21 protein-coding genes are annotated in these 23,741 nt (G+C 70.1%); 8 read left to right on the forward strand and 13 right to left on the reverse strand.

What is annotated here, in order from left to right; genetic code table 11:
• Positions 1-6 precede the first annotated feature (6 nt).
• A complete protein-coding gene (locus BMZ47_RS15280) occupies positions 7-1,320 on the reverse strand; it encodes an MFS transporter (RefSeq protein WP_091863266.1) in 1,314 nt (437 codons plus the stop codon).
• 196 nt (positions 1,321-1,516) lie between these two features.
• On the opposite strand from BMZ47_RS15280, the gene BMZ47_RS15285 reads away from it, so the two are divergent.
• Positions 1,517-2,668 carry a dimethylmenaquinone methyltransferase gene (locus BMZ47_RS15285; RefSeq protein WP_091863267.1) on the forward strand — a complete coding sequence of 384 codons (1,152 nt, stop codon included), beginning with the start codon at positions 1,517-1,519 and terminating at the stop codon, positions 2,666-2,668.
• Positions 2,669-2,734: 66 nt separating this feature from the next.
• On the opposite strand, the gene BMZ47_RS15290 is transcribed toward BMZ47_RS15285, so the two are convergent.
• Positions 2,735-2,932, reverse strand: coding sequence for a DUF2283 domain-containing protein (locus BMZ47_RS15290; protein ID WP_091863268.1), 198 nt, complete (start codon positions 2,930-2,932; stop codon positions 2,735-2,737).
• Positions 2,929-3,288 (reverse strand): DUF4258 domain-containing protein, encoded by a 360-nt coding sequence (locus BMZ47_RS15295; protein WP_244536827.1) that lies wholly within the window; start codon positions 3,286-3,288, stop codon positions 2,929-2,931. The genes BMZ47_RS15290 and BMZ47_RS15295 overlap by 4 nt, the downstream gene beginning before the upstream one ends.
• 70 nt (positions 3,289-3,358) lie before the next feature.
• Between BMZ47_RS15295 and BMZ47_RS15300 the strand changes: the two genes are divergently transcribed.
• On the forward strand, positions 3,359-4,561 hold the full coding sequence (locus BMZ47_RS15300) for an MFS transporter (RefSeq protein WP_091863309.1): 1,203 nt from the start codon (positions 3,359-3,361) through the stop codon (positions 4,559-4,561).
• Here BMZ47_RS15300 and lptB read toward each other — a convergent pair.
• The 9 genes from lptB to BMZ47_RS15345 form a co-directional block, all read right to left on the reverse strand.
• Complete coding sequence (lptB, locus tag BMZ47_RS15305) at positions 4,558-5,418, reverse strand: LPS export ABC transporter ATP-binding protein (protein ID WP_007566282.1); 861 nt, start codon at positions 5,416-5,418, stop codon at positions 4,558-4,560. The two genes, BMZ47_RS15300 and lptB, sit on opposite strands and share 4 nt — an antisense overlap.
• Positions 5,415-6,083 carry an LptA/OstA family protein gene (locus BMZ47_RS15310; RefSeq protein WP_091863269.1) on the reverse strand — a complete coding sequence of 223 codons (669 nt, stop codon included), beginning with the start codon at positions 6,081-6,083 and terminating at the stop codon, positions 5,415-5,417. The genes lptB and BMZ47_RS15310 overlap by 4 nt, the downstream gene beginning before the upstream one ends.
• Positions 6,080-6,799, reverse strand: a complete 720-nt coding sequence (gene lptC / locus BMZ47_RS15315; protein ID WP_091863270.1) for an LPS export ABC transporter periplasmic protein LptC — start codon at positions 6,797-6,799, stop codon at positions 6,080-6,082. Before lptC ends, BMZ47_RS15310 begins: the two co-directional genes overlap by 4 nt.
• A gap of 311 nt (positions 6,800-7,110) precedes the next feature.
• Positions 7,111-8,943: a molecular chaperone HtpG gene (htpG, locus tag BMZ47_RS15320; RefSeq protein ID WP_091863271.1), complete on the reverse strand. Its 1,833-nt coding sequence runs from the start codon at positions 8,941-8,943 to the stop codon at positions 7,111-7,113.
• A gap of 99 nt (positions 8,944-9,042) precedes the next feature.
• Entirely contained in the window at positions 9,043-11,028 is a 1,986-nt protein-coding gene (locus BMZ47_RS15325; RefSeq protein WP_091863272.1) for a potassium transporter Kup, read from the reverse strand.
• 175 nt (positions 11,029-11,203) lie between these two features.
• Positions 11,204-12,091, reverse strand: coding sequence for a carboxylating nicotinate-nucleotide diphosphorylase (gene nadC / locus BMZ47_RS15330; protein WP_091863273.1), 888 nt, complete (start codon positions 12,089-12,091; stop codon positions 11,204-11,206).
• Positions 12,088-13,611 (reverse strand): L-aspartate oxidase, encoded by a 1,524-nt coding sequence (locus BMZ47_RS15335; RefSeq protein WP_091863274.1) that lies wholly within the window; start codon positions 13,609-13,611, stop codon positions 12,088-12,090. Before BMZ47_RS15335 ends, nadC begins: the two co-directional genes overlap by 4 nt.
• 2 nt (positions 13,612-13,613) lie before the next feature.
• Positions 13,614-14,624: a quinolinate synthase NadA gene (nadA, locus tag BMZ47_RS15340; RefSeq protein ID WP_091863310.1), complete on the reverse strand. Its 1,011-nt coding sequence runs from the start codon at positions 14,622-14,624 to the stop codon at positions 13,614-13,616.
• A gap of 138 nt (positions 14,625-14,762) precedes the next feature.
• Entirely contained in the window at positions 14,763-15,593 is an 831-nt protein-coding gene (locus tag BMZ47_RS15345) for an aldo/keto reductase (protein WP_091863275.1), read from the reverse strand.
• A gap of 204 nt (positions 15,594-15,797) precedes the next feature.
• On the opposite strand from BMZ47_RS15345, the gene paoA reads away from it, so the two are divergent.
• The 4 genes from paoA to BMZ47_RS15365 all read left to right on the forward strand — a co-directional run bounded on the left by paoA (position 15,798) and on the right by BMZ47_RS15365 (position 21,314).
• Positions 15,798-16,448: an aldehyde dehydrogenase iron-sulfur subunit PaoA gene (gene paoA, locus BMZ47_RS15350; RefSeq protein ID WP_091863276.1), complete on the forward strand. Its 651-nt coding sequence runs from the start codon at positions 15,798-15,800 to the stop codon at positions 16,446-16,448.
• Positions 16,449-16,458: 10 nt separating this feature from the next.
• Positions 16,459-17,433, forward strand: coding sequence for an FAD binding domain-containing protein (locus BMZ47_RS15355; RefSeq protein ID WP_007559215.1), 975 nt, complete (start codon positions 16,459-16,461; stop codon positions 17,431-17,433).
• 21 nt (positions 17,434-17,454) lie between these two features.
• Complete coding sequence (locus tag BMZ47_RS15360; protein WP_091863277.1) at positions 17,455-19,677, forward strand: xanthine dehydrogenase family protein molybdopterin-binding subunit; 2,223 nt, start codon at positions 17,455-17,457, stop codon at positions 19,675-19,677.
• A gap of 95 nt (positions 19,678-19,772) precedes the next feature.
• On the forward strand, positions 19,773-21,314 hold the full coding sequence (locus tag BMZ47_RS15365; RefSeq protein ID WP_091863278.1) for a class I adenylate-forming enzyme family protein: 1,542 nt from the start codon (positions 19,773-19,775) through the stop codon (positions 21,312-21,314).
• A 186-nt stretch (positions 21,315-21,500) separates the two neighbouring features.
• Here BMZ47_RS15365 and mgtE read toward each other — a convergent pair whose 3' ends face one another.
• Positions 21,501-22,871, reverse strand: a complete 1,371-nt coding sequence (gene mgtE, locus BMZ47_RS15370; protein WP_007559221.1) for a magnesium transporter — start codon at positions 22,869-22,871, stop codon at positions 21,501-21,503.
• A 425-nt stretch (positions 22,872-23,296) separates the two neighbouring features.
• Between mgtE and pqqA (BMZ47_RS15375) the strand changes: the two genes are divergently transcribed.
• A complete protein-coding gene (gene pqqA, locus BMZ47_RS15375; RefSeq protein WP_007559223.1) occupies positions 23,297-23,386 on the forward strand; it encodes a pyrroloquinoline quinone precursor peptide PqqA in 90 nt (29 codons plus the stop codon).
• A gap of 79 nt (positions 23,387-23,465) precedes the next feature.
• Positions 23,466-23,555, forward strand: a complete 90-nt coding sequence (pqqA, locus tag BMZ47_RS15380; protein WP_007559225.1) for a pyrroloquinoline quinone precursor peptide PqqA — start codon at positions 23,466-23,468, stop codon at positions 23,553-23,555.
• Positions 23,556-23,741 lie beyond the last annotated feature (186 nt).

The following is a 23,741-nucleotide window of genomic DNA, read 5'->3' on the forward strand; positions in this document are numbered from 1 at the left end:
CGCCGCCTACTCGGCGGGGGTGAGGCCGGCGGCGAAGGCCTCGGCCGGGGTCTCGGCGGCGATCGGGTCCTGGATCAGCACCCAGTATCCGATCGCCGCCACCACGGCGATCGCCGCGCCGGTGATGAAGGCGAGCGAGAACTGGCCCGTCCCGCCGACGATGAAGCCGGTGATCATCGGCGCCAGGGCGCCGCCGATATAGCCGCCGAAATTCTGCATGGAGCCGAGCGAGGCGGTGCAGTTGGCCGGGGCCGCCACGGAGGCCATCGCCCAGGCCGCCGACGAGCTCACATAGACCAGGAACAGCGAGGCCGAGATGCACGCGATCGCCAGCGTGTCGCTCGGCGTCAGCGCGGCCACCACGGTGCAGGCCGCCGTCGCCAGCAGGCCCACGACCATCGGGATCTTGCGGCTCCGGATCGGGTCGATCCCGCGGCGGACCAGGATGTCGACGATCCGCCCGCCGAGGATGCCGCCCAGCACCCCGAACGCGAACGGGATCGCCCCGATGATGCCGGTCTTCTGCAGGGTGAAGTGCCGCTCGATCTCGAGATAGCTCGGCAGCCAGGCCGTGTAGAGCCAGGTCATGTAGATGCAGCCGAAATAGCCCATGATCATGCCCCAGCTGGTCCGGTAGTGGAACAGCCGCTGCCACGCGTGCCAGGTGACGCGCCGGTCGGTGTTGGGGGCGTCGCCCTCCTCCAGGAAGGCGCGCTCGGCCGGGGTCAGGTCCACCTCGGGGGGATTGCGGAACACCAGGTAGACGATGCCGGCCAGCACCAGCCCGGCGGCGCCCATGATGACGAACATGGACCGCCAGCCGAACGTCACCATCAGGAAGGTCAGCAGCGGCAGGGCCAGGAAGGTGCCGAGCGAGGACGCGCAGTTCCAGATCCCGGTGGCGGTGCCGCGCTGACGGATGTTGAACCAGTCGCGCGAGACCCGGGCGCAGGTCGGAAAATGCGGCGCCTCGCCGACGCCGAGCACGATCCGCGCACCCACGAACTGCCAGAACGAGGTCACCACACCGCCGAGCATCTGGCCGAGCGACCAGCAGCCCAAGCCGAGGGTCAGGGTCAGGCGCGGGCCCAGCCGGTCGGACAGGGCGCCGGCCGGCAGCTGCGCGAAGGCGTAGGCCCACAGGAAGGCCGACAGGAGCAGGCCCATGTCGGAAATCGACAGGCCGAGATCCTGCCGGATCAGCGGATTGGCCACCGCCAGGGTGGCGCGATCGACGTAATTGACCACCCCGGCCGTCACCAGAAGGGTGAGCGAGATCGTCTGGATGCGCTTCACGCGCGGCGTTGCGACTGGAGCCACTGTTTCCCCCCTGGGCTGACGCGCACTCTTCACGGTGCTTCGGGCCCGATCGCGCGTCAGCGACTCACGGTGTCCCGCCGATATTCTGCACCGAATGCCGGCCAGGGGAAGCTGCCGGCTAACAGGTGGCCCCCTCGCGTCGCGGCGCCGGGCGTCGTAGACCGCCCGGACCCGTCACCGACCGAGACCGTCCCGCGTGCGCCTGATCCAGATCACCCACCACGACCTCGACGGCTACGGCGCCGCCACGGTCGCCTCCGCCTGCGCGGCGGTCGAGCGCGTCGTCCACGTGCCGCGCTACAGCGATGTCGGCCCCGTCTTCGAGGACGAGACCAAGCGCCTGGCCCGGGCGGGCGAGAGCGAGATCCTGCTCATGACCGATCTCGGCCTCGAGGAGCAGACCATCGCGGGCCTGAAGAAGTTCGCCGCCATGAACCGCCGCCGTGAGGACGGCCGGAAGCACCGGCTCGTGGTCCTCGACCACCACGCCTCCTCGCTGGACCAGCTGCGCCGCCAAGGCCTGGAGCCCGTGGCCGATCCCGAGCGGCCGGGCCTGAGCCGAATCGACCTCGGCGATCCGGATTGCACCCTGCTGATCGACGAGAGTGTCTGCGCCACCCGGATGGCCTTCGATCACCGGGCCCTGTTCGCCACCCACGAGCCCGACACCGACCTCACCGCCCTGCTGGCGGCGATCGACGCGGTTGACCTCTGGCGCAAGGACAGCCCCGACTTCCCGGGGGGCCTGGCGCTCGACGAGCTGTTCTGGGAGAGCGTGTCGAGCTTCGTGCCCGTCGGCCATCCCTGGCACGAGACCTTCATGTCCGGCCTGCTGCGGGCGGCCGCCGTGTCGTTGCGCGAGGGTGCGACCCCGGCCGATCTCGAGCGGCGCGCCCTCGCGATCCGGTCCGACGTGGTCGAGACCCTCCTGCGCGACGCGCCGGACGACGACCGGGCGCTGACCACGCGCATGCGGCTCGCCCGGGCGCTCGCCCGCTCGGACGCCCTGTTCCGCCCCCTCAAGGACGGCACGCTCCTGTCCTTCGCCCTCGATTCGGGCACGTTCCAGCGGGTCTCCGACCTGATCATGGATGCAGGCCGGGCCAAGCGCGTCGTCAACGTGCAGCGGATGGGCACGCTGTCGTTCCGCTCCAACGACGGCACGGCGCTCGACGGCGCCCGCCTGTTCCGCGGCGGCGGCCACCGCGATGCCGCCGGCGGCCGGCTCCAGAGCGGCTCGGCCTTCTCGATGACGGACGCGATCGCCCAGGTCGAGCCGGTGCTGAACCCGGACAAGCCGCCGGAGGCGGACAGCCCGTTCGCGGCGCTGAAGAACTGGAAGGGTTGAGGCTAGACCACGCTCGGCGCTTATCGAGCTGACTACTCACAGCCCTGTCGTGGGAACAGGCCGGGGTCAGGCCGCGCGCAGACGATCCAGGTCGCCTCCGGGAGCGACGTGCTTGCTGGCGTCCAGGATCTCGACGCCGACGATCCGCCCTTCGGCGTCGAGGTCGACGATGAGGCCCGGGCGAAGCTCTTCACTCTCGACGACATGCGCATCGGCGAGACGGATGTAGAGGGCGTCGACCGTCGGATCGTATTCGGATGTCATCGGGTCTGTTTCCTCTGGCGGGTGCGCCCCCGATCAAGGAGCGCCGTCACAACCGCAATCTCGTGGCCCTCCAGGGGCTCGTATACCACGCGTAAGATCCGCCCGTCGCGCTCCGGCACGGCCGCGAAGACCCGAACCCGTCCGGGTTGGTTAGGATCGGGTTCGATCACCTCGGGATTACGGATCGTCCGCTCGACCCAAGCTGCCTCGATCTCGCGCATGCGCATGCGCGCGAGGGCGTGATCGCTCCATCGGATTCGGATCGGGCTCACATCCACCATCCGGTGTCGCGGGTCGGCATCCAAGGTGATGCTGCAAACATCGGGGTCGACGATCCTGGCGCGCAGGAGCGACATTCTCATGTCGCCGATGCCGGTCTTCCTGTCGGCCCAAGTCGTTCGCGGCCGGGACAAAGATGAGTTATCCATGCGTCCGGATCGCGTGCCCCTTCGCGTCCTGATCATCGTCGCCATCGCGCAGATCGTCGGCTGGGGCAGCGTCAGCCTGACCTCCATCGTCGGCCTGCGGATCGCAGCCGATCTCGGGGTGGACGTCGCCGCGGTCTTTGCGGGTAACGCGGTCCATTACGCGATGATGGGCCTGTGCGCCCCGTTCCTGGCACCGGCCTTCGAGCGATACGGCGCGCGGCGGGTGATGATGGCCGGGAGTGTCGTGGCCGGCCCGGGCTTCGCCATCCTGGCGGTCGCGCAGAGCTACGGCACCTATCTCGTCGGCTGGATCATCCTCGGGGCAGCCGGGAGCGCCACGCTGACGACCGCGCCCTATATCCTGCTCACCGAACGCGTCGGCCGGTCCGCCGGCCGGGCGATCGGTGCGCTGATGCTCATGACCGGCCTGTCCAGCAGCCTGTTCTGGCCGACGACGGCGTTTCTGAGCGATCTTTATGGGTGGCGGGGGACGTGCCTCGTCTATGCCGGCGCGATGTGGCTCGTCTGCGTGCCGCTCTACGGCGTGCCGCGCCGTGCGAGCGGGGACGCCCTGCATCCACCGCGGAACGCGCGTCCGGTCGAACCGGCACCCCGCACCGGTCCGCTCGGGCTGATCGCCGGCGGCACCGCACTCATCGCCTTCGTCGGGTTCGGGTTCAGCGCCATCCTGGTCGAGTTGCTGATCGCGGAAGGCTTGAGCCGCTCGGAAGCGATCGGCTACGGCTCCGTCCTCGGGGTGATCCAGATCGGCGCCCGCGCGGCGGATTTCCTCGGCGGCGGCCGCTGGGACGGGCTGACGACCGGCCTGATCGCGGCACTCTCCGTCCTCGCGGGGCTCTTGCTTCTCGCGACGGGCGATGGCAGCCCCTGGGCAGCCGGCGGCTTCATCCTGCTCTACGGCCTGGGCAGCGGCGCCCTCGCGGTGGCGCGGGTGACGATCCCGCTCGTCTTCTTCGACCGGGCGACCTACGCCCGGGCGGCATCCCGGATCGCGCTGCCACTCAACCTGGCCTCGGCCCTGTCGCCACCGACTTTCGCGGTTGTGCTGACCCGGTTCGGCGCATCCGCCGTTCTCATGCTCGCAGCCGCATGTATCGGGGCGGCCATGATCGCGCTGCTGGTGCTGGTGCGCCGCCGGCCAAGCCGGCTCTCGGAACTTCCCGTGGCCGGTGAGGGCTAGAGCCTGAAATCCTCGCCGAGATACAGGCGGCGGGCATCGGGGTTCGCCACGATCTCCTCCGGCGTGCCCTCGGTGAGGATGCGGCCGGAATGGGCGATGTAGGCGCGGTCGATCAGGCCCAGCGTCTCGCGCACGTTGTGATCGGTGATCAGCACGCCGATGCCGCGCTGCTTGAGGTGCTTCACCAGATCCTGGATGTCGCCCACCGCGATCGGGTCGATGCCGGCGAAGGGCTCGTCGAGCAGCATGAAGGTCGGCGAGGAGGCGAGCGCCCGGGCGATCTCGCAGCGCCGCCGCTCACCGCCCGACAGCGCGATCGAGGGCGACTTGCGCAGGCGCGCGATGTCGAACTCTTCGAGCAGCGCATCGAGCTTGCGCGCCCGCTCCTTGCGATCCGGCTCGACCACTTCGAGCACGGCGCGGATATTGTCCTCGACGGTGAGCCCCCGGAAGATCGAGGCTTCCTGCGGCAGGTAGCCGATCCCGAGCCGCGCCCGCTGGTACATCGGCAGATGGGTGATCGGCAGGCCGTCCAGGGTGATGTGGCCGCGGTCGGCCGCCACCAGCCCGGTGATCATGTAGAAGATCGTGGTCTTGCCGGCGCCGTTGGGGCCGAGCAGCCCCACCGCCTCGCCGGTTCGGACCGTGAGCCCCGCCTCGTGCACGACGGTGCGGGCGCCGTAGCTCTTGCGCAGGCCGCGCACGCTGAGGATGCCGGGCCCGCCCTCCTCCGCCGCAGCAATCTCGTCGGCATCCGCGACGGGCGGATCGGCGCGCCGGCCGAACAGGCGGCCGAGCCATGTCGGGCGGGCCGCCGAATCCTGCGGCTCCGCCCGGAACGCGACCGCGCCGCTCAATTGACCTGGGCCCGCGGCTTGACCGGCGGCTGCGCGCAGCCCTTCGGCTTGCCATCCTTGGCGTCGGCCTTCTCGCCGGGCACGAACAGGGCGGAGACGCGCCCGCCGGCCACCGGGTCCATGTTCGCCCGCCCGGTGCCCATATCGTAGACCAGACGCTGGCCGCGGGTGACGTTCTGGCACTGGCTCAGCACGACGTTGCCGGTGAGCACGATGCGCTTGGCATCCTGGTCGAACACCGCGTGATCGCCGGTGGCGACCTGGTCCTTCTGGACCACCGTGACCGGGCCGGCGCAATCGACCTTCTGGATCCCGTTCTCGGCCGGGTTCTTCGGCGCCGGTGCCTCGGCACCCGCATCCGCGGACGCATCCTTGCTCGCGGCATCCTTGGCCGCGCTGTCCTTGCCGCGCTTGTAGTAGACGGTCATGGTCGAGCAGCGGATCGTGCTCTCGCCCTGCACGGCCACGACGTTGCCGACGAACACCGCCCGGTTCTCCCGGTCGAACACGTCGAGCCGGTCGGCGTCGATCTTGATCGGGTCCTTGCCGCCGCCGCCGATATTGCCGAAGGGCGAATCCTTCTTCGCCGGCTTCTCGGCGAGGGCCGGGCCAGCGAATGCCAGGCCCACGGCCAGGGCCGCACAGAGCGTTGCGCGCGCGCTCATCGGCTGCCTTCCGCCGGCTCGGCGTTCGAGGTCAGGATGCGCGGGGGCGCCTTGTCGGCCGGGTCGTCGTTGACGATGACGACGTGCACGTTCCCGACGAAGGAGATCCGCTTGCCGTTCTCGACGACGTCGAGGGCGTTGGCATTCACGGTGGCGCGCGGGGTCGAGACGGTGACCGGTTCCTGGGAACTCACCGAGCCGGTCTTGAACACCACCGCGGCCGAGCGCAGGCGCGCCTCCTCGCCCTTGTCGGTCCAGATCCGGATGTCGTCCTTCAGGTCGAGCGCCTCGCGGGCGGTGTCGAACAGGCCGGACGCGGCCGAGAGCCGGGCCATGCCGCCCTGGTCGTCGGTGGCGAGATGCCCGCGCATCCGCTCCAGCTCGATCAGGCTCGGCTTGCGCACATCCTGGAGGGCGGCATCGGCCGTCACCTCGTAGCCGCGGTTGCCCTGGCGGAAGCCCGCGAGCCGCGGGCTCTCCATGCGGACCTTGGAGCCGGCCACCGTCACCGGGCCAAGAGAGACGCCCGGCAGGTTCGTCGCGAAGGGATTGAACAGATAGGCGAGCAGCAGCGCGACCGAGCCGCCGGCCGCGACCGGGATGAGGCGGCGCATCGTCCGCACGCGGCCGCTGTGGCGGTACGCCCGGGCATGAGCCCGCGTGCGCGCCGCCGCGACCGCCTGTCCGTTGCCGGCTGAAGCCTCGACCGGGTTCATGCAGCGTCCGTGAGGCGCGCAGGCCGCGCGCACGAGAGGGATCGGCTCAGACGCCTGCGGCCCCCACCGCGCCCGCGCCTCCGATCGGGGGATGGCCCCGACCGGTGGCGAAGTTATGGCTCGCCTGTTTCGGAATGATCAACCGAACTCGGAAACTTTCGTCGCGGATGTGTGTGAGCACACACCCGCCTGTTGCAGCAACGTGGCTGCGAAGAGGTCCGCTGTGCGAAGCGCCTCCCCGTTTTCGCGAGCGCGGCCGGGCCCGAGCGCATGGGGCCCGGCCGCGATCCCAGGGAGCGAATCGCTCAGCGTCAGGCGCCGCGGGCCGCCGCCAGGGCCGCCGCGATCGTGCGGGCGAACCCCGCCGGGTCGCGTGGGCTGTCACCGTCCTGAATGCGGGCGAGGTCGAGCAGCGTGCCGGCCTCCTTGGTGATGTCCGATTCAGGCGCCGCGGCGAGCGCCCGGATCAACGGGTGGCGAGGGTTGATCTCCAGCACCGGCTGCGCGGCAGCGCCGCGGCCCGCGCGGCGCATCAGCCGCTGCATCTGCAGGTCGGGGCCGGCGCTGCCGGCCGAGAGCACCACGGCCGAGTCGACCAGCCGGTCGGTGGTCCGGACGTCCGAGACCTCGGCGCCCAGAGCCGTCTTCACGGCGGCCACGAACGCGTCGATGCCTTCCGGCGCCTCCGGCTGCTCGCCCGCGAGCGCGAATTTCGACAGGTCGAGGCCGCCCTTGGTGATCGACTTGAGCGGCTTGTCCTCGAAGCTGCCGAGCTGGTCGGGCCAGAAGGCGTCGACATGGTCGGAGAGCAGCAGCACCTCGAGGCCCCTGGCCTTGAAGCCCTCAAGCTGCGGAGAGGATTTCAGCGCCTCGGCATCGTCGGCGACGAGGTAGTAGATCGCATCCTGGCCGTCCTTCATGCGGGACACGTAGTCCGGCAGCGAGGTCCAGCCCTCCACGGCGGAGGAGCGGAAACGCAGCAGGGGCGCGATCTCGCCGCGGCGCTCGAAATCCTCGTAGATGCCCTCCTTGAGCACCGCGCCGAAGTTTTCCCAGAAGGTCTGGTAGCTCTCGGCATCCTTGGCGCGGGTGGTCAGCTCGGAGACGACGCGGCCGGTCACCGCGCGGCGGATCCGGGCGAGGGCCGGCGTCGATTGCAGCATCTCGCGGGAGACGTTGAGCGGCAGGTCCTCGGTGTCCACGACACCCTGGACGAAGCGCAGCCACGGCGGCAGCAGCTCGGCCTCGTCGGTGATGAACATCCGGCGGACATGCAGGCGGACCTTGCTCTGCCGGTCGTTCTCCAGCGCCTGGAACGGCTTCGCGCCGGGCACGAACAGCAAAGCGGAGAATTCGAGCTGGCCTTCGGCGCGCCAGTGCAGCGTCGCCCAGGGCTTGTCGAAATTCATGCCGATGGCGTGGTAGAACGCCTCGTACTGCTCCTCGGTCACCTCGGATTTGGGCTTCCGCCAGAGGGCGGTGCCCTGGTTGGCCGATTCGTCCTTGCCGTCGCGGACGATGGCGATCGGGACGGTGATGAAGTCGGCCCATTTCCGTACGAGGTGATCGAGGCGGTAGGGTTCGAGGTACTCGTCCGCATCCTCCTTGAGGTGCAGCACGATGTCGGTGCCGGGCTCGGCCCGGGTGGCGGGCTCCAGCGTGTAGCTGCCCTGGCCCTCGGACGCCCAGGTCCAGGCCTCGTCGCTGCCGGCCCGGCGGGACGTGACCGTGACCCGGTCGGCGACCATGAAGGCCGAGTAGAAGCCGACGCCGAACTGGCCGATCAGGCTCGGGCGGTCCTCGGCCTTGGCCGCGTCCAGGGTCTGCGAGAAGGCCCGGGTGCCGGAACGGGCGATGGTGCCGAGATTGGCCGCCAGATCCTCCTTGGTCATGCCGATGCCGGCATCCGAGATGGTCAGGGTGCGCGCCTCCTTGTCGGGCACGATCCGGACCTTGGCGTCCGGCGGCAGGGCGCTCGCCGCCGAGGTCAGGGCCTCGAACCGGCGCCGATCCATGGCGTCGGCGGCGTTGGCGACGAGTTCGCGCAGGAAGATCTCGCGGTCGGAATAGAGCGCGTGCACGACGAGGTCGAGGAGCCGCCCCACCTCCGCCCCGAACTCGTGCCGCTCAATCGTCTCGCTCACGGGTGATGCCTCCGCGTAGGGGAAAATGCGGGGCGGATATGCCTGCGCGACCAGCCGTTTTCAATGAGGCGTCCGGGGGATCGGCAGGGCGTGAAGAAATCAGATCTCGATCTCGGTCCCGACCTCGACGATCTGCCGGGTCGGCAGGCAGAAATGGGCGCCAGTGCGCTCGGCATTCCGCTTCATGAAGGCGAACAGGCCCTGGCGCCACAGGGCCATGCCGGGTCTGGCCGACGGGATGACCACCTCGTGGCCGACGAAGTAGGTCAGATCCTCCAGGTATTCCGGCGGCAGCAGGCCGCTCTTCACCGCGCATTGCAGCCCCTCGGGGATCGAGGCCGTCTGCATGAAGCCGTAGCGCAGGACGACGCGCTCCATGCCGGGGGTGTATTTCGAGATCGCCTTGCGGATGCCCTGGGCGACCAGGGTCACCTGCGCCCGCTCCTCGGCGGGGATCACCGGGGCCTCCTCGTAGATCACGGTGATCAGCAGGATGCGCTCGTGCAGGCAGCGGCTGCGCTCGACCAGCCGGCCCAGGGCCATCGGGATGCCTTCGGTGGCGGCGGTGAGGAAGGCCGCGGTGCCCGGCAGGGTGACGGGCGGGTGAGACGCGAGGCGGGCCAGGAACGTCGCCTCCGGCTGGCGCATGGTCTCGCGCACCGCCTCCAGGACGTGATTGCCCTTCATCCAGGTCAGCATCAGGAAGGCGACCGCGGCGGCGAGCACCAGCGGAAACCAGCCGCCCTCGAACAGCTTCACGCTGTTGGCGGCGAAGAACAGGGCGTCGATGGCGAGGAAGAAGCCGTTGACCGCAAAGACCAGGATCGGGTTGTAGCCCCAGCGCAGGGCGATGAGGGCGGCAAGCAGGGTGGTGATGCCCATCAACGCCGAGACCGCGATCCCGTAGGCCCCGGCGAGCGCGTCGGAGGATTCGAACACCACGACGGCGGTCAGCGTCCCCGCAGCGAGCAGCCAATTCACCGCCGGCACGTAGATCTGGCCGCGCTCGTCCTGATCGGTGTGGACCACCCGCATCGTCGGCATGAAGCCGAGCTGGATCGATTGCTGGGTGAGCGAATACACGCCCGAGATCACCGCCTGCGAGGCGATCACCGTGGCCATCGTCGCCAGGGCGACCAGCGGATAATGCGCCCATTCGGGGGCCAGCAGGTAGAACGGGTTCTCGATGGCGCCCGGATCGGCCATCAGCAGGGCGCCCTGCCCGCAATAATGGATCAGCAGCGCCGGCAGGACGAGGCCGAACCAGGCCGCGCGGATCGCCGGGGCGCCGAAATGGCCGAGATCGGCATACATCGCCTCGCCGCCGGTCACGGCCAGGAAGGCCGCGCCGAGCATCATGAAGCTCACATGCCAGCCCGCATGGGCGAGGAAGTCCACGGCCCGCCAGGGATTGGCCGCCCCCAGGATCTCCGGGGCGCGCAGGATGCTCGGGATCGCCAGCAGGACCAGGACCACGAACCAGATCAGCATCACCGGGCCGAACACCCGGCCGATCACCGCGACACCCTTGTGCTGGACGGCGAACAGGGCGACCAGGATCACCAGCGTGATCGGCACCACGAACGGGGTCAGCACCGGCGCATCGACCTTCAGCCCCTCGATGGCCGACAGCACCGAGATCGCCGGGGTGATCGCGCCATCGCCGTAGAGCAGGGCTGCGCCGACCAGCCCGACCACCAGCAGCACGGCCTTCCAGGTCCCCGGCCGCGCCTGCCGGGCGCCGAGCAGGGCCAGCATGGCGACGATGCCGCCCTCCCCCCGGTTGTCCGCGCGCAGGATCAACACCGCGTATTTCAGCGACACGATCAGGATCAGCGACCACAGGATCAGCGACACCGCCCCCAGCGCCGCCGCCGGCACCGCGGCGCCACCCGCGGTCGCCGCCTTCACGGCCTCCTTGAAGGCGTAGAGCGGGCTGGTCCCGATGTCGCCGTAGACGACGCCCAGCGCCCCCAGCATGAGCGCCGGGCCGGGCCCGTGCCGGACGGCGCCGGGTTTTCGCGCCACCGGCGCGGCGGGCAGGGTGACCGCCGGAGCAGCCGCGGAACTCAGGGCTTGGCGCACGGGCGTATCCGGTCGATGGCGGCACTGTCGTGCGCGACCTTAGCAAGCCGGATGCGGGGCGGAAGACTTAATCCCTCACCGCCGCGAACGCGGCGAAGACTTGTCACCCGAACCCGATGACATTGGAATGAAGCTCGTTGCCCCCTCCCCGAACACGGGGAGGGAGTGTTCTGTCTCAGGCGGCGTCCAGGCCCAGGTCGATGATCGCCGCCGAATGGGTGATCCAGCCGCAGGAGATCAGGTCGACGCCCGAGGCCGCCACCGCGCCCACGGTCTCGCGGGTGATGCGGCCGGAGGCCTCCGAGAGGGCGCGGCCGTCGATCATCGCGACGGCGCGGGTCAGCAGGTCGGGACCCATATTGTCGAGCAGGACCGCGTCGACCCCGATCGAGAGGGCCTCTTCCAGCTGGTCGAGGCTGTCGACCTCGCACTCGATCTTCACCAGGTGGCCGACCCGGGCCCGGGCGCGCTCGATCGCCGGCACGATGCCGCCGGCCACCGCGACGTGGTTGTCCTTGATCAGCACCGCATCGTCGAGGCCGAAGCGGTGGTTGGAGCCGCCGCCGGCCCGGACCGCGTGCTTCTCCAGGGCGCGCAGGCCCGGGGTGGTCTTGCGGGTGCAGACGATCGAGGCCTTGCCGTGCGGGCGGGCCGCCTCGACCAGGCCGTTCGTCGCCGTGGCGACGCCGGACATCCGGCACAGCAGGTTCAGAGCGACGCGCTCGGCGGTCAGGATCGCCCGGGCCGGCCCTTCGAGGCGCAGGACGACGTCGCCGGGCGACACGCGGGCGCCATCGCCGCGCTCGACCGTGACGGTCACGGCCGGATCGATCAGCGCGAAGGCGATGGACGCGGCGTCGGTGCCGGAGATGACGCCGGCTTGCCGGGACGCGATCACGCCGCGCATCCGCTCGCCGGGCGGCACGATGGCATCGGTGGTGATGTCGCCGGCCCGGCCGAGATCCTCGACCAGGGCGGCGCGCACCACCGGCTCCACCAGGAGCCGCGGCAGGGGCAGGATCTCTGCCGTCAGGACCGATTGCGTCAGGACCGATTGCGTCATGGCGTCAGCTCCGTCCCAGCTTCGATGGTCTCGCGGTGCTCGGCCTTCAGCGCGGCGAGGGTCGTCTCGGTGTGCGCCGCCGGGGCGGTGTGGGGGAAATCGCTGCGCCAATGGGCGCCGCGGCTCTCCTGGCGGGCGAGTGCGCCCCGGGCGATTATCAGCGCCACCAGGGCGGCGTCGCACTGGTCCGCGCGGGGCTCGAGGGCCGACACCGCCTCGGCGAGGCCGGCGGCGTCGCGCACGACGCCGACCTTCGCCTCCATCAGCCTGCGGATCGCCGGCAAGTCGGCGACTGACCGGGGCGCCGCCGTTTCGGGCACGATCGCGCCCGGAAGCGAGGCGTCGAGGGCGTCGGCGATGAAGCCGGCATAGGCCAGCCCCTCCAGCAGGGAGTTGCTGGCGAGCCGGTTGGCGCCGTGCAGCCCCGTCGAGGCGACCTCGCCGCAGGCATAGAGGCCCGGCACCGAGGTGGCGCCATGCGCGTCCACCTTCACCCCGCCCATATGGTAGTGCGCCGCCGGGCGGACCGGGATCGGCTGCACGGCCGGGTCGATGCCGGCGGCGGCGCACAGGCCCGCCACGGTCGGGAAGCGCACCGGCATCGCGGCTCCGAGCGCGCCGCGGGTATCGAGATAGACCGAGCGGCCGCGCTGGAGTGCCTGGAAGATGCCGCGGGCGACCACATCGCGCGGGGCGAGGTCGCCACCGGCGATCCCGGCCATGACGGCAGCGCCGGTCTCGTCGATCAGCCGGGCCCCCTCCCCGCGCAGGGCCTCGGTGGCCAGCGGCATCGGGTCGGCGCCGGCCGCGATGGCGGTCGGGTGGAACTGCACGAACTCCATGTCGCGCATCACCGCCCCGGCGCGGGCGGCCAGCGCGAGGCCGCCGCCGACGGCGCCGGGCGGGTTCGTCGTGGCCGCGTAGAGGGCGCCGACGCCGCCGGTAGCCAGCACCACGGCGCGGGCCGGGATCCGGAACCGGGCGCCGTCGCGCTCGGCCACGATGCCGGCCACCGCGCCGTTCGTGTCCCGCAGCAGGCCGCAGGCGCAGGCCTCGACCACCTCGACGGAGGGGGCGGACAGGACCGCCCGCACCAGGCCTTCCAGAACCCGGGCGCCCGTGGCGTCGCCGCCGGATCGGACGATACGGCGCCGGCCATGCGCGGCCTCGAGACCCAGCGCCAAGGCACCGTCCTCGGCGCGGTCGAACGGGACGCCGATCCGCACCAGCCAGTCGATCAGCGCCGGCCCGGCCTGGGCGACCCGGAGCGCCACGTCGGGCTCGGTCAGCCCGGCGCCGGCGGCCTCGGTGTCGGCGGCGTGGAGCGCGGCGGCATCGTCAGCCCCGACCGAGGCGGCGATGCCGCCCTGCGCCCAGCCGGTGGCGGTGCCGAGCCCCAGGGCCGAGGCGGTGATCAGCGTCACGGGACGCGGCGCGAGCCGCAGCGCGACGCTGAGGCCGGCGACGCCGCCGCCGACCACGACGACGCGGTCGGCCGTGTTGGGAGAGACGGCGTTCATCGTCAGCGCACCAGCAGCATGCGCTCGACCGCCGCCCGGGCGCGGTCGGCGAGCGCCGGATCGACCGTGACCTCGTGGGTCATCGTCTCGAGGGCGCGGCGGATGTTGCTGAGGCTCATCCGCTTCATGTGCGGACACATGTTGCAGGGCTTGATGAACTCGATATCCGGATTCGCGGCCGCGATGTTGTCGGCCATCGAGCACTCGGTCACCAGAACGACCTGGCTCGGGCGCTTCTGGAGCACGAAGTCCATCATCATCGCGGTCGAGCCGGAGAAGTCCGATTCGGCGACGACGTCCGGCGGGCATTCCGGATGCGCGATCACCGTGACGCCGGGATAGCTGTCGCGCACATCGCGGATATCGCCGGGCGTGAAGCGCTCATGCACCTCGCAATGCCCGGCCCAGGTCAGGATCTCGACCTCGGGCACCTCGGCCTGGACGTTCTGGGCCAGGAACTCGTCCGGGATCATCAGGACCCGGGGAGCGTTCAGCGATCGGACCACCGCAACGGCGTTGCCGCTGGTGCAGCACAGGTCCGATTCGGCCTTCACGGCGGCGGAGGTGTTCACGTAAGTCACGATCGGCACGCCCGGGTACTTGGTCCGGAGGCCGCGCACGTCGGCGGCGGTGATCGAATCGGCCAGCGAGCAGCCCGCGCCCATATCGGGGATCAGCACGGTCTTGCCCGGGTTCAGGAGCTTGGCGGTCTCGGCCATGAAGTGGACGCCCGCCAGGACGATGACGTCGGCATCGACGGTCACCGCCTCCCGGGCCAGAGCCAGGCTGTCGCCGACGATGTCGGCCACCGTGTGGAAGATCTCCGGCGCCTGGTAATTGTGCGCCAGGATCACGGCATTGCGCTCGCGCTTCAGCCGCAGGATCGCCTCGATATCGGGGGCGAGCGCCGGCCACTCGATCGCGGGGATGTGGCGGCTGACACGGGCGTAGAGATCCGGCAGCGGCAGGCCCGGAACCGACGTTCGAGAGACGGGTGACACGGTCGCCGTCATGGCGTCCTCCATTATGCTCAGTTTGAGCATTGTGCCGTCTAACTTATGGGCGTCGGATCCGTCTGTCTAGATATGCTAGCCTTGAGCATAAATCTTTTGCGACGCGGTGTTATGCTGCGCCGCCGAAGGGCGTGACGCTCAGCAGAAGGTCGCGGGATCCGGTCCGATCCGCCCATCCGGCCGGTCGAGGGCGGCGATCTGCGTCATCTCGGTGTCGCTGAGCACGAAGTCGAACACCGAGACGTTCTCGACGATCCGCTCGGGCCGGGCGGTCTTCGGGATCGCCACGCAGCCGATCTGCACCTGCCAGCGCAGCACCACCTGGGCCGGGCTCTTGCCGTGGGCCTTGGCGATGGCGACGATCACCGGATCGTTCAGCTCCTTGCCCTGCCCCAGCGGGCTCCAGGACTCGGTCACGATGCCGCGACGGGCATCGTCGGCCCGCGGCTCCGCGCGCTGGAAGCGCGGATGCAACTCGATCTGGTTGACGGCAGGCGCGACGCCGGTCTCGCCGATCAGCGTGGCGATGTGCTCCGGCGTGAAGTTCGAGACGCCGATCGACTTGGCGCGGCCCTCGTCGCGGAGCTCGATCAGCGTCCGCCACGTATCCACGAACAGCCGCCGCTGCGGACACGGCCAGTGGATCAGATAGAGGTCGACATAATCCTGCCCGAGGCGCTTCAGGCTCTCGTCGAAGGCCTTGCGCGCCGCATCGCGACCCTGCCGATCATTCCACAGCTTGGTGGTCAGGAAGACATCCGCGCGCGGCACCTGAGCCTCGCGGATCCCCCGCCCGACGCCCTCCTCGTTGCCATAGGCGGCGGCGGTGTCGATCAGCCGATACCCGGCCTGAAGCGCATGACCGACGAGTTCGGGCGCCTGCGCGTCCGAGAGCTGCCAGCAGCCGAAGCCGATCTGCGGAATGTGGCGCCCGTCGTTGAGGGGCAGGGTCGGGACGGTGACGGCCATACTGAGAACTCCCAAACGCGTGTTCCAACCGCTTCACCTGGATCGGGTCCGGTGATCGACCAGGGCCGGCCGTTCGACCGCGCCAGCGGGGCCGCGATGAACGGGCGCAGTCTGGACCGGATCTAATCCGCGGACGCTGACGTTGGGACATTGGATTCCAGGCTGCGCCGCGCCGTGAGCGTCGCGCATGGGCGGGATAGCAGCATGACTGACGAGATACCGACGAAGCCGTTCGCCCTGACACGGCGCGCCGTCGTGGAAGGCTGCGCGGCCGCCGGCGCGCTCGGCGCCCTCGGCTTGCGCCCGGCCCCCGCCGCGGCGGCCCCCGGCGATCCCGCGGCGCAGACCATGCCGGTGCGCCTGACGATCAACGGCCAACCGCGCGACCTGATCCTCGACACCCGCACGACCCTCTTGGACGCCCTGCGCGAGCACCTCGCCCTCACCGGCACCAAGAAGGGCTGCGACCATGGTCAATGCGGTGCCTGCACGGTGCTGGTAGACGGCCGGCGGATCAATTCTTGCCTGACGCTTGCGGCGATGCACGAGGGTGACGCGATCACGACGATCGAGGGCTTGGCGACCGGCGACACGCTCCATCCGATGCAGGCGGCCTTCATCGAGCATGACGGCTTCCAGTGCGGCTACTGCACACCAGGCCAGATCTGCTCGTCGGTGGGCATGCTGAGCGAGGCCAAGGCCGGATGGCCGAGCGCCGTCACGGAGGACATCGCGTCACAGCCGAGCCTCAGCGACGCCGAGATCCGCGAGCGGATGAGCGGCAACATCTGTCGCTGCAGCGCCTACCCGAACATCGTCGCGGCGATCCGCGACACCGCCGCCAGCAACCTCTGAGGGGGCGGACATGAAGGCTTTCACCTACGAGCGTCCTGCAACCGTGCAGGACGCAGCCAAGCTCGCGGCCGAGCGGCCGAACGCGAAGTTCATCGCCGGCGGCACCAACCTGCTCGACCTGATGAAGCTCCAGATCGAGACCCCGGCGACGCTGATCGACGTCAACCGGCTGCCGCTCGACAAGGTCGAGGCGACGCCGGAGGGCGGCCTGCGGATCGGTGCCCTGGTGCGCAACGCGGACCTCGCCGCGGACCCGCGGGTGCGCAAGGATTACGCGGTGCTGGCGAAGGCGCTGCTCGCGGGGGCCTCCGGCCAGCTGCGCAACAAGGCGACCACCGCCGGCAACCTGCTCCAGCGAACGCGCTGCTACTATTTCTACGACACGGCAATGCCCTGCAACAAGCGCGAGCCCGGCTCGGGCTGCTCGGCAATCGGCGGGTTCAACCGGATCATGGCGGTGCTCGGCACGAGCGAGGCCTGCATCGCCACCAACCCGTCCGACATGAACGTGGCCATGCGCGCGCTCGACGCCACCGTCGAGACGGTCGATCCGGCCGGGCAGGCGCGGACCATCCCGATGGCCGACTTCCACCGGTTGCCCGGCGACACGCCGCAGATCGAGACCGACCTGCGCAAGGGCGAGATCATCACCGCGGTGACGCTGCCGAAGCCGGTGGCCGGCCAGCACATCTACCGCAAGGTCCGCGACCGGGCCTCCTACGCCTTCGCGACCGTGTCGGTGGCCGCAATCATCACAGGCGCCGAAGGCGGCAAGCCCACCGCCGCGCGGCTCGCCTTCGGCGGCCTGGCGCACAAGCCCTGGCGCGTGGCCGAGGCCGAGGAGGCGCTGGTGCGGACCGGCTCCGCCGATGCCGCCGCCGACGCCGCTCTGAAGGGCGCCCGCGGTTACGGCGCCAACGACTTCAAGATCCCGCTGACGCGGCGGACCCTGCGCGCCGTGATGGCGCAGGCGACCCGCGCGTAAAATCCAGCAAGGACCAATCCCATGGAGATGAACCAGCCGATCGGCCGGACGCCCCTCGACGACCGGCCCGACGGCCTCGTCGGCAAGCCGCTGGACCGCGTCGAGGGTCCGCTCAAGGTCACCGGGCACGCCCCCTACGCCTACGAGACCCGGGCCCTTAAGAACCCGGCCTACGGCTACATCGTGCCGGCTTCTATCGCGGCCGGAACGATCCAGGCCATCGACGCCGAGGCCGCCCGCCGGGCCCCGGGGACGATCCTGGTCCTGACCCACGAGAACGTGCCCGAGCAGGGCGAGAAGAAGGAGCAGGTCTGGCCGCAGCTCCAGGGCACCGAGATCAAGTTCTACGGTCAGCCCGTGGCCTTCGTGGTGGCCGAGACCTTCGAGCAGGCCCGAGCCGCCGCGATGCTGGTCAAGGTCCGGTACGACGCGGCCAAGCCCAGGGCGCTGCTGAAGGACAACATAGCGGCGGCCTACGAGCCGAAGCCCATGAACTCGCCCCCGGATTCCAAGCTCGGCGATTTCGACACGGCCTTCGCGGCGGCCCCGGTGAAGCTCGACGTGGAGTACACGACGCCGCCGCAGATCCACGCCCAGATGGAGCCGCACGCCACGATCGCCTCCTGGGAGGGCGACGGCGTGGTGCTGTACACCTCCAACCAGATGCCGAACCGCGGCCAGAAGGCGCTGGGTTCGGTGCTCAAGCTGGCCCCCGAGAAGGTCCGGATCGTCAGCCCCTATATCGGCGGCGGCTTCGGGGCGAAGCTGCAGGTCCAGCCGGAGGCGACCCTGGCGATCCTGGCTTCCAAGGTCATCCAGCGGCCCGTGAAGGTCGCGCTGACCCGGCAGCAGGAATTCCACGTCGCGACCCACCGCACCGACACGATCCAGCGGATCCGGCTCGGCGCCGACAAGGACGGAAAGCTCTCGGCGATCAGCCACGAATCCTGGTCCGACACCGCCGAGGGCGACGGCTTCTTCGAGACCTCTGCCAACGTCACCCGCTCGCTCTACGCGGCGCAGAACCGGGTGACGCGCCACCGGCTCGTCAACTTGAATATGCCGATCGCGTCATCGATGCGCGCGCCGGGCGAGGCCGTGGGTCAGCTCGCCTTCGAATGCGCCATGGACGAGCTGGCCGAGCACCTGAAGATCGATCCGATCGAGCTGCGGGTGCGCAACGAGCCCGCTGAGGATCCCGAGAAGAAGGTGCCGTTCTCCACCCGCCAGCTCGTGCCCTGCATGCGCGAGGGTGCCCGCCTGTTCGGCTGGGACAAGCGGCAGGCGGCGGGCAGCCGGCGCGAGGGCAATTGGCTCGTCGGCATGGGCATGTCGGCGGCCGCCCGGCTCAACCCGCTGATGCCGTCCTCCGCCAAGGTGCGGCTGGGGCCGGATGGGGTGCTGGTGGTCCGCATGGCGATGACCGATCCCGGCACCGGCACCTACACGATCCTGACCCAGATCGCCGGCGAGATGCTCGGCCTGCCCCCCGAGCGGGTGCGGGTCGAGATGGGTGACACCGATTTCCCGTTCGCGGCCGGCTCCGGCGGCTCGTTCGGCGCCGGCTCGTCGGGCTCGGCGCTCTACGTCGCCTGCGAGAATTTGCGGGAGGCGCTGTTGAAGGCGGGCGATCTCAACCCGGAGGGCGCGACCTTCCGGGACGGCGCCGTGACGTCCGGGAACCGGACAGAAACCCTGACCGACCTCGCCAAGAACGGCCTGGAGGCGACCGGCGAGATCAAGCCGGGCGAGATGAAGCAGAAATTCTCGCAGTACTCCTACGGCGCTCACTTCGCAGAAATCGGTGTCGACGCCGATACAGGCGAGATCAGGCTCCGAAGAATGCTGGGCGTTTTCACCGGCGGCCGCATCCTCAACGCGAAGACGGCGCGAAGCCAGGCGATCGGCGGGATGACCTTCGGCGTCGGTGCGGCGCTGATGGAGGATGCGGTGGTCGATTCCCGCTACAGCTTCTTCGTCAACCACGACATGGCCGAGTACCATGTGCCGGTCCATGCCGACATCCCGGCGATCGACGCGGTGTTCCTGCCGGAACTCGACGACAAGGCGAACCCGCTCAAGAGCAAGGGTCTCGGCGAGCTCGGCATCTGCGGCGCCGGGGCGGCGCTCGCCAACGCGATCCACAACGCCACCGGCATCCGGATCCGCGAGTACCCGATGACCCTCGACAAGGTGCTCAAGGGCTTCGAGGAGCAGGAGGGCCAGGCCCAGCGCCGAACCTGACGCGCATCGCATCGGCACCGGCCCCACCCACGGTTGACGGGCGCGGCGCCGATGCGGGACACCCGGGCAAAACCCTAGACCACGGGGAACGCCCTTTGTCCGATGCCCTCCGGCCCCACGACCGCCACCCGCCGGCCCGCTTCAACGCGGCCCGGTACTGCCTGGCCGAGAACGCGCGGCTGCGCCCGGACAAGACCGCCCTGGTTCTGGTCGGCGACGGAACCGAGAGCCGGCTCAGCTTCGCCGCGGTCGACCGCGCTGTGCGCAGCATCGCGGCGGGCCTGCTCGGCCTCGGGCTGAAGCAAGGCGACCGGGTGATGATCCGGATGGGCAACGAGGCCGATTACGTCCTGGTCTATTTCGGCGCCCTGGCGGCGGGCCTCGTGGCGCTGCCATCCTCGCCGCAGCTGACCGAAGGCGAGGCCGCGTTCCTGATGGAGAATTCCGGCGCGGCGGCGATCGTGGTCGGCTGCGGCTGCACGGTCCCGCCCGAGGCCCTGGGCGGCCGGCTCCTGCTCGATGCCGCCGCCATCGCCGCCCTGAAAGCCGGCCCGGCGCTGCCCGACTACGCCGACACCGCCGCCGACGACCCGGCGATGCTGATCTACACCTCCGGCACCACCAGCCGGCCCAAGGGCGTGCTGCACGCCCACCGGGCCGCCTTCGGCCGCTGGCCGATGGTCGAACACTGGATCGGGCTCACCGAATCCGACGTGATGCTGCATGCCGGCACCATGAACTGGACCTACACGCTGGGGGTGGGCCTGAGCGACCCCTGGTCGGTGGGCGCTACCGCGGTGCTCTACAACGGCCCCCGCGACCCCGCGGTCTGGCCGCGCCTGATCGCGGCATACGGCGCCACCCTGTTCGCCGCGGTTCCGACCCTCTACCGCCAGATCCTGAAATACGGCGCTCTCGCCCAGCACGACCTATCGAGCCTGCGCCACGGCTGCACCGCCGGCGAGCCCCTGTCGGTGGAGCTGCTGGAGGCCTGGACCCGGGCGACGGCCAAGCCGCTCTACGAGGCGCTCGGAATGAGCGAGATCTCCACCTACATCTCCAGCGGCCCGACCATCCCGGTCCGTCCGGGCTCCCCGGGCCGGCCGCAACCCGGGCGGCGCGTGGCGATCCTGCCGGTGGAGGGCGAGCCCGTGCCGTTGCCCGCCGGCGAGACCGGGCTGCTCGCCGTCCACCGCTCGGAGCCGGCACTGATGCTCGGCTACTGGAACCGCCCCGACGAGGAGGCCGAGGTGATGCGCGGCGACTGGTTCGTCGGCGGCGACCTCGCGCGGCTCGATTCCGACGGCTACGTCTGGTTCGAGGGCCGCAACAACGATCTGATGAAGGCGATGGGCTACCGGGTCTCGCCGAACGAGGTCGAGGTCGTGCTCTCCGCCCACCCGTCCGTGGCGGAGGTCGGGGTGGCCGAGTTGCCAGTCCGCGCCGACGTCTCCGTCATCTGCGGCTTCGTCGTGCTGCAGCCCGGCGCCGAGCCCGACGCCGCGGATCTGCTCGCCTGGTGCGAGAGCCGGCTGGCGGCCTACAAGCGCCCGCGGGAGATCCGCTTTCTGGACGCCCTGCCCCGGACGGCCAACGGCAAGGTGCAGCGCAAGCGTCTGGTCGAGGCTTTGGGGTGAGGCCGCATCCTCAATCCGCAGAGTGAGCGATCGCTCATCGAGACCTGGGACGCTCAGGACGCGGGACGTTGTGCACGGCGCGCAAACATCCAGCCTGTCACACCGGGACCGAGGAGCGGAGGCCGGCATGACATTGTGGCTTGATCTGCCTGCCCCGCGCTTCCGGGCCCAACGGGAACCGCGCCCCTACAGCAGCGTCCCCCGCAGGATCAGCAGTGCCACGGAGAAGTAGATCACCAGCCCGGTGACATCGACCAGGGTCGCCACGAACGGGGCCGAGGCGGTGGCGGGGTCGAAGCCGATCCGCTGGAGGATGAACGGCAGCATCGAGCCGGCGAGCGAGCCGAACATCACGATGCCGACCAGGGCCGCGCCGACCGTGGCGGCGACCAGCGGCCAGTGCTCGCCGTAATCGTAGAGGCCGAATTTCTGCCAGGCGACGATCCGGATCACCGCGATGATGCCGAGAATGCTGCCCAGCACGATGCCGGTGGGCAGCTCGCGCAGGGCCACCCGCCACCAATCGCTCAGACGGATCTGGTGCAGGGCCAGCGCCCGGATCAGCAGCGAGGTCGCCTGCGAGCCGGAATTGCCGCCCGAGCTCATGATCAGCGGGATGAACAGGGTCAGGACGATCGCCTTCTCCAGCTCGCCCTCGAACCCCTGCATGGCCGAGGCGGTGAGCATCTCGGACAGGAACAGCGCGCAGAGCCAGCCGGCGCGCTTCCGGATCATCGTGAAGAAGCCGATATCCATGTAGGGCTCGGGCAGCGCCTCCATGCCGCCGAAGCGCTGCACGTCCTGGGTCTGCTTCTCGACCATGGCGTCGATCATGTCGTCCACCGTGACGATGCCGATCACGTGGCCGACCGCGTCGACCACCGGCAGCGCCAGCAGGTCGTATTTCGAGATCAGCCGGGCCGCCTCCTCGCGGCTCGCCGTGGGCGAGACGGCCAGCGGCCGCCGGCCGGGGGCGACGCTGAGGACGTTGTCGTTCGGGTCGCCCGAGATCAGCCGGCGCAGGGGCACGGCCTTGGTCAGCGCCCGGGTGCGCGGGTCGAGCACGAAGATCGCGTAGATGGTCTCGCGGGTCTTCTCGACGTGGCGGATGTGCTCCAGCGTCTGGCCCACCGTCCAGGTGCCCGGCACCGTGACGAACTCGGTGGTCATCAGCGAGCCGACCGTCTCCTCGCCGTAGGCCGACAGGCGATCGACCGCGCCGCGGGTCTCGGCGTCGAGGCGGGCGCGCAGGTCTGACCGGCCGGGCTCCTCGATCTCGCGGAACACGTCCGTGACCCGGTCGGCCGACATGCCCGAGAGGTAGGCGGCCACCCGGTCGCGCGGCAGCATCTCGATGATGTCGGCCGCGCAGTCGAGTTCCGGCTGGTCGAGCACCTCGATCGCCCGCTCCATCGGCAGGCCGAGGATGATCGCCGCGGCGACCTCGGGGGCCTCCTCGTTCAGGGCCTCGACGATGTCGGGGGCGCGCTCGTCCGACAGGCGTGCGGCCAGCACGGACGGGTCGACGCGCGCGTCGATGGGGGCGATCTCGTTCATGGCCTCGCCTCTCGGGTGACGAGACGGCGCGCCGCCGGTCTTGCTGGCTCTCAGGGCCGCGACCGGTGAGCCACGCCGCTCACCCCGCGGCCGGGCCTCTCAGCGGCTCAGGCGGGATGACGGCGCGTCGCCGGGCACGGCAGGCACGATCGGTCAGGCACGTCGCTTCGCTGGTCGATGCTGAAAGGGAGCGCGGCGCCCCCGGATGGACGCCCCGCGCGGCTGCCTCGTGCCCCTGCGGGAAAAATCCGTCAAGCCGAAACCGGCCCCCATCCCGGGCATCGTGCACGACGGTGCGGCAGCGTTGCCGGAAGGCCGCGGCCGGACCGGGCGGCGTCCATATGAGAAATATAAGTGTTGTGCTCGCTTGTATTGCGCCCAAGATATTGCCTATATGATCCTCATCAACAGCGAGGAGAAACGCCATGGCTTGGTCTGCCCCGATTGTGTCCGAGATCTGCGTCGGCATGGAAGTCACGAGCTACGAGTCGGCCGAGATCGACACCTTCAACTAAGTCGCCCCCGCCCCGGGTCGCTGAATGATCCGGGGATTGTCGTCGTCATCGTCCCATCGTTCATTTCCTGGAGGAAAACATGGCCTGGTCCGCTCCCGTCGTTTCCGAAATCTGCGTCGGCATGGAAGTCACCAGCTACGAGTCGGCTGAGATCGACACGTTCAACTGAGACATCCATCCACCGGATGGTTTCGGGCGCCGCTTCACACGAAGCGGCGCCTTTTTTGTGCGCGCAGGCCCGGTGGACGATCTTGATCACCTGCGCAGGATCGGATTTCTTCGCGCGGTCTCATCCCGGGCGGTCGCTAACGGCGGAAGCCTTGCCGGATGCTTCCACATGTCCCGGCGATCCCCG

It is taken from the genome of Methylobacterium brachiatum (genome assembly GCF_900113845.1).
GTDB classification, from domain to species: Bacteria; Pseudomonadota; Alphaproteobacteria; order Rhizobiales; family Beijerinckiaceae; genus Methylobacterium; species Methylobacterium brachiatum.